Source organism: Stenotrophomonas sp. STEN083 (assembly GCF_056759195.1).
In genome coordinates this window covers 49,620-56,221 of record NZ_JBRRCU010000022.1, presented here as the reverse complement: position 1 = coordinate 56,221, position 6,602 = coordinate 49,620, and the positions used below count along the sequence as shown (strand labels likewise).

The 6,602-nt window shown below is 63.7% G+C and carries 5 protein-coding genes; 2 read left to right on the top strand and 3 right to left on the bottom strand.

The window, feature by feature from the left end:
• The first annotated feature begins 130 nt into the window (after positions 1-130).
• Positions 131-1,309: a CaiB/BaiF CoA transferase family protein gene (locus ACVOK8_RS09050; RefSeq protein ID WP_481566513.1), complete on the top strand. Its 1,179-nt coding sequence runs from the start codon at positions 131-133 to the stop codon at positions 1,307-1,309.
• Positions 1,310-1,325: 16 nt separating this feature from the next.
• Positions 1,326-2,441, top strand: coding sequence for a CaiB/BaiF CoA transferase family protein (locus tag ACVOK8_RS09045; RefSeq protein ID WP_481566512.1), 1,116 nt, complete (start codon positions 1,326-1,328; stop codon positions 2,439-2,441).
• Between the two features lie 100 nt (positions 2,442-2,541).
• Here the strand turns inward: ACVOK8_RS09045 and ACVOK8_RS09040 are convergent, their stop codons facing one another.
• From ACVOK8_RS09040 to ACVOK8_RS09030, 3 genes are all read right to left on the bottom strand, one after another.
• Positions 2,542-2,898 (bottom strand): hypothetical protein, encoded by a 357-nt coding sequence (locus ACVOK8_RS09040; RefSeq protein WP_282268299.1) that lies wholly within the window; start codon positions 2,896-2,898, stop codon positions 2,542-2,544.
• A gap of 303 nt (positions 2,899-3,201) precedes the next feature.
• Positions 3,202-5,805: an ATP-dependent helicase HrpB gene (gene hrpB, locus ACVOK8_RS09035; protein ID WP_481566511.1), complete on the bottom strand. Its 2,604-nt coding sequence runs from the start codon at positions 5,803-5,805 to the stop codon at positions 3,202-3,204.
• Between the two features lie 149 nt (positions 5,806-5,954).
• Entirely contained in the window at positions 5,955-6,560 is a 606-nt protein-coding gene (locus ACVOK8_RS09030; RefSeq protein ID WP_481566510.1) for a hypothetical protein, read from the bottom strand.
• Between the last annotated feature and the right edge of the window lie 42 nt (positions 6,561-6,602).

Here is a 6,602-nt window from a genome sequence, read left to right as displayed (position 1 = left end):
AGCCACAGCAAGAGGCAAACCCAAAGCAAAAGCCATAGCCAAAGCCAAAGCCAAACCCAAAGCCAAACCCATAGCATCCCTTCACCGCGGTCCTCAACCACCGCGGTGCTTTTTACAAACGAGGCCACACATGAAAGACCTTCCCCTGCAGGGACTGCGCATCCTTGCCGTCGAACAGTACGGTGCTGGCCCCTATGGCTCGATGCACCTGGCCGACCTTGGCGCCGAAGTCATCAAGATCGAGTCCCCGCCGGGTGGCGATGTTTCGCGCGCCACAGGCCCGTACTTCCTGGGCGAAGGCGACAGCCTGTTCTTCCAGACCTTCAACCTCAACAAGCGCTCGCTGCGCCTGGACCTCAAGGCAGCCGAAGGCCGCGAAGTCTTCGAGAAGCTGGTCGCCAGCGCCGATGCCGTGCTCAACAATCTGCGTGGCGACCAGCCGGGCAAGCTCGGCCTGGACTACGCCACGCTCAGCAAGCTCAATCCCAAGATCGTCTGCGCCCATCTGTCTGCCTATGGCCGCGACAACGAGCGCGCGGCATGGCCGGGCTACGACTACCTGATGCAGGCCGAAGCCGGTTTCATGGCGCTCACCGGTGAGCCCGACGCGCCGCCGGCCCGCTTCGGCCTGTCGATGGTCGACTTCATGACCGGCACCACCATGTCGATGGGCCTGCTCGCTGCGATCATTGGTGCCATGCGCACCGGCCTTGGCCGCGATGTGGATGTCAGCCTGTTTGATGTGGCCCTGCACCAGCTCAGTTATCCAGCCACCTGGTATCTCAACGAAGGCCATCGCACCGAGCGCCTGTCGCGCAGTGCGCACCCGTCCACCGTGCCGTGCCAGGTCTACCGCACTGCCGATGGCTGGGTGATGGTGATGTGCATGCTGGAGAAGTTCTGGCAGACCTTCGTCGAAGGCATCGGCAATCCGGTCTGGGCCGCCGAGCCGCGCTTCGCCAATTTCGGCGAGCGTCGCAAGGTGCGTGACGAGCTGACCGTGCTGGTCGACGCAGTCCTCACCACTCAGCCCACCGTTTACTGGACACAGAAGTTCGCCGGCCGTATTCCGATCGCGCCAGTGCTGGATATCGCCCAGGCGCTGGACAATCCCTATGTGCGCGATGTCGATATGTTGCAGGACGTCGAGCATGCACGGGGCACGCAGCGCCTGCTGCGTAACCCGATCAAACTCGATGGTCAGCGGTTGAGCGGAAATGCCTGCCCGCCACTCAATGCCGATGCGGATGCATTGCTGCGTGAGCTGGGTTACAACGATGCAGACCGCACGCGCCTGCTCGGCGCGTGACGCAAGGGAATCGATGATGAAACTCGAAGGTGTACGCGTACTCGATCTTTCGCTGTTCCTGCCCGGTCCGCACCTGACCATGATGATGGCCGATCATGGCGCTGACGTGATCAAGATCGAACCGCCCAGCGGCGAGCCGGTGCGCGAGGTCGGGCTCAAGCAGGCCGGTGTTTCCACCTGGTTCCGTAACACCCATCGCGGCAAGCGCTGCATCGTGCTGGATTTGAAAAGCACGGATGGAAAAGCCGCCTTCGCCAAGCTAGTGGAGTGGGCCGATGTGGTGGTGGAGGCATTCCGGCCCGGCGTCGCCAAGCGCCTTGGCATCGACTACGCCAGCTGCAAGGCGATCAACCCGAAGCTGGTGTATTGCTCGATCAGTGCCTTTGGCCAGACCGGTCCCAAGGTCAATCGACCCGCCCACGATCTGGCAATGCAGGCCGATACCGGCGTGGTCAGCCTGAATCGCGCGCCGGATGGCACACCGGCGATGCCGCATATGCCGGTGGCCGATATGGCCGGCTCACTGATGGCGCTCAACGGCATTCTGATGGCCTTGTTCCGCCGCGAGCGCACGGGCGAGGGCGACTACATCGATCTTTCGATGCAGGACGCGTTGATGGCGTGGTTGCCAAATGTGCTGGGTCCGCCGTTCGCACTCGGCCGTGACCCGGTGGTCAAGGAAGAGCGCAGCTGGGGTGGGAATGCGTTGTACAAGCTCTACCGCTGCTCCGACGACCGCTGGATCGCACTCGGCGGTGCCGAGCACAAGTTCGCCGAGAACCTGTTGAGCGCGCTCGGCCGCGCCGACCTGATCCATCTCTGCCATCTGCCACCGGGCAGCGGGCAGGACCCGGTCAAGGAGTTCCTGGCCGAAACCTTTGCCCGCCGCACCTTGGTGGAATGGACGCTGTTCCTGCACGACATCGACGTGTGCTGGGCACCGGTCAAGACGCTGACCGAAGCCTTCAATGATCCGCACACGCGTGCGCGCGAAATGGTCTGGACCGATGCACAGGGCGGAACCCACTTGGGCATACCGATCAAGTTCGCCAACGAGCCAGGACGCATCAATCCGCAGTTGGATGGCATCGGTCAGTCCACCGCAGCCGTGCTCGCCGAGCTAGGCTTCTAGCAAATACCAAGGCGCTGCAAGAACCAGCCCCCTCCCTTGCGCTGCGCGCAGGGGAGGGTTGGGGAGGGGTGCCTTTGATTCAAGCACCACCCCAAAAAACTCAGGCGTCGCTACCAATATCGCTGGTTTCATCAGTCACGCTGGCCGCATGACGGCGACGCTGCGCGATCTGCCGCGACTTGGCTTCGATAGCCTCGTTGTCGCGCTTGTTCTTGCGGTACAGCGCATAGCCGATCAGGCCCAGGCCAACAGCCGCAACCGCGACGGTAGCAGTGGGATTGCGCTTGGCGACGCGGGTGACGGCACGGCCGCCGGTCTTCATCGCACCAATGGCGGCGCCGGTCTTGAGCCATTCGGCTGCGCTGGAACCACCGTGCTTGATGTTGCCACCGGCGCTGTTGACCAGTTCCAGTGCACGCTCCAGTGCTGGGCCGGTGATATCGCTGAACTTGCTCATGTGGGGACTCCATGTAGATGAGGGCCAGACCCCCATTCTTACCAGAGGGCCGTGTAGGGGATGTTAGCCGGGATGCGCTGGGCGTTGTTGTGGAAGGCTGAAGCGGGAGTAACGAGCATTGCGAACCTCAAAAGCTACCCCTCCCCAACCCTCCCCTGCGCTATGCGCAAGGGAGGGGGTTGAAGCTGCCGCACTGCGCACTGGCAGATTGCGAGGAACCGCCCCCTCCCTTGCGCATAGCGCAGGGGAGGGTTGGGGAGGGGTGCTCTTGCTCTTGCTCCTGCCTCTGTCCCGAATACCCAATCAAGTCCCCCGCGGCTTCGCCCGATGCGTCGCAGTAGCACTCCAAGGATCATCCGGCCACGGATGCCGTGGATAGCGCCCCTTCATTTCTTTCTTCACCTCGGCATAGGTGTTCTGCCAGAAATTGCGCAGGTCTCCGGTCACCTGCAAGGGCTTTCCACCCGGCGACAGCAGATGCAACAACAGCGGCACACGCCCATCGGCAATACGCGGCGTATCAGCCAGGCCAAACAGCTCCTGCAATTTCACCGCCAGCACCGGCGGGCGCGGGCTGACGCCGTCATCGTCCAGCGCGTACTCGATGCGTCGTTCCATCCCCGAAGGCACGCTGATACGCGTCGGCGCATGACGATCCACCAGCTGCCGCTTGCTCCAGTCGATGCCGGACTTCAGCGCTTCGCCGAGCTCTTCCTCGGACAAGGCTTCCAGGCGCGTCTTGCCGTTGAAGGCTGGCAACAGCCAATCGTCCAACGTCTCCAACAGCACCGCATCGGATAAGTCGGGCAGTTCGAGCTCCGGCATCCAGCGTCGCAGGCCCATCACCCGCCAGCGCAGCTGCTGCAGGTTCTCAGTCCACGGCAATGCATCCAGCCCCAGCTCGCGTACCGCATCGGTAAGTGCGCGTGCGGCACGTGCCGGGTCTACCTGGCCGGCAGGGCGGCTGTCCAGCACGATGCGCTCGAAGCTGCTTTCACGACGCGCTTCCAGTGCGCGCTTGGCGCTGTTCCAGCGCACGACATCCTGGGTCTTGAAGCGGCCGGGGAAGTCGCGGCGCAGGCGCTGCTCGTCTACCGGTGCCGCGCGCAGGATCAAGGCATCGCGTGGATCGTGGCGCAGCTCGCTGATCACCAGCCACGGCTCGCCGCGCAGGTCGCTGTTGTCGAACTGGCGTGCGCTGCGGCCATTGGCCAGCTGATAGCGCTGTGGATCATTCGGATGCTGGGTGGCAATGCGATCGGGAAAGGCATGGGCGAGCAGGTCGCCGAGTTCATGCGCTTCGATATCCGTCGGCGGCGCCGTATCGCAGCGCAGGCGGCGGCGCCATTGCTTGGCCGCAGCATCAATCGCAGCCAGTCCGCCGCGATTGGCGTCGTAAGGCGCACGGCCATTGCGGAACGCCGCCAATGCGCGCCAACGTGCGGCCAAGGCATCGCCGCCTTGACGCAGTGGATCGCGCGCTTCCAGCAGTGCGGCAACATCGGCGGCCAACGCCTGCTCGCGCGGATTGCCCGCGGACAGCAGCATCGCCGCCATGCGCGGATGCGTGCCCATCGCCAGCATGCGTTTGCCCAATGCGGTGATGGTGTTGTCCGCACTCAAGGCGCCCAGCCGCTGTAGCAGCTCACGCGCGGCCGAGAGTGCGCCGCTCGGCGGTGGATCGACGAAGCGCAGCTCGTCACTGCCCCAGGCTGCCAGTTCCAATGCCAACCCGGCCAGTTCCACCTGCGCCATTTCCGGACGCCGCTGTGATTCCAGTCGCTGTGATTGCGGCCACAGCCGCCACGCCCAACCGGAAGCAACGCGGCCGGCACGACCAGCGCGCTGATCGGCCGAGGCTTGCGAGATGGTCACCGCATCCAAACGCGAGAAGCCGCTGTTAGGGTCGTAGCGCGGTTCGCGCGCCAGCCCGGCATCGATCACCACGCGTACGCCGGGCAGGGTGACCGAGGATTCGGCGACGTTGGTGGCCAGCACCACGCGACGACGGCCGTCGGGATCGGGCTGCAGTACTTGGGTTTGTTGCTCGATTGGAAGCTCGCCGTGGAGGGGGAGCACGTCAAAGCTCTGCTCCTCCCCTTTCGCGGAGCGAAGGGGGAGGTTGGGAGGGGGTTGCTGTTGATCTTGGTCTGACGCGCGAAGCGACCCCTCCCCAGCCCTCCCCTTGCCTGTGGCAAAGGGAGGGAGCAGAGCAGCCTGCACTCGCGCAATCTCCCGCTGCCCCGGCAGGAACACCAGCACATCGCCCGGATGCTCGGCCACGGCTTGTTCCACCGCGCGCCGGGTCTGCGCTTCCAAGGCCTCGTCACGCCGTGCCGGGAAGTGGCTTATCTCCACAGGATAGCTGCGGCCTTCGCTGGACAGGCGTGGCGCATCAAGGAACTGCGCCAGCCGCTCGCCATCCAGCGTCGCCGACATCACCACGATGCGCAGGTCGTCGCGCAGCTGCGATTGCACGTCCAGCGCCAACGCCAGGCCGAGATCGGCGGACAGATGGCGCTCGTGGAATTCATCGAACAGTAGTGCGCTCACGCCTTCCAGCAGCGGATCATCCTGCAGCATGCGGGTCAGGATGCCTTCGGTGACCACCTCGATGCGGGTACGCGCGGACACCTTGTTCTCGAAGCGGATGCGGTAACCGACGGTTTCGCCGACCGGCTCGCCCAACTGCTTGGCCATGAAGGTGGCGGCACTGCGCGCGGCTACCCGGCGCGGTTCCAGCATGATGATCTTGCCTCCCTGCAGCCACGGCGCATCCAGCAGCGCCAACGGCACTTGGGTGGTTTTACCGGCGCCGGGCGGCGCTTCCAGTACCAGCCGCGTGTGCGTGGCCAGGTGTTGGAGGATGTCGGGGAGCAGCGGAGTGATGGGGAATGCAGTTGCCATCGGCGCATTGTAGAAGCCACACGCATCAAACGCCGCTTGAACACTCTGAAGTTCCGGCGCTGGGGTAACCGCACCGCACCTGGACGTTCTAGCCAAGTGCGAGGCCTGAGCAATTTCCCAAGTACCCTGCTTTTATCCGGGTCAGCGCGCTAGGACGTGGCGTCGTTCGAGCAGGTCCTGAACACCCCTTCCGGATTGAAAGAGTCCGGGTCTGCTTTGGTCAGCAGGGCGCTGCTCTGATCACGGGTCCAATAGTCATATGCAGCGGCGCGTAGCTTCGGATCACTTATCCGGAACACTCCCTTGGATTCCAGTTGCTGTGCCAGGCGGAATTTCGCGTCGAATGTCTCCACCCCAGTTTGCTGGAACAGCAATCGCTCGCCGCCGAAATTACGGTAGATATATCCCTCGGCCAATGTCCCGGCAATCAATGCGGATACAACGAAGCGCAGGATCTCTGGCTTGTCATACTCCGGTGTGGGATAGGGAATACATGCACGCGAGCGCTGGAATGCGGCCTCAGCGCGAACCAAGGTTGCCTCATCGGGCATCCACTCGCTGCGGTGCTCCCGCAGATATGCGGTGATGGCCGGCAGTATCGTGAGTTCACGCAGCTTGTCCCCCGCGCTGGCCGCATCTTCGCCCAGTTGCGAGCGTAGGATCGGCTGTTGGCCGTAATGCGCAACTACCTCATCGGAGGCGTGTGCCAGTGGGATGAACAGGCTGAACAGCAGCAGGGATGAAAGGCGCATCACGATTCTTTCGCAGGGCCACAACCGCGGACTCTAGCACCCGTT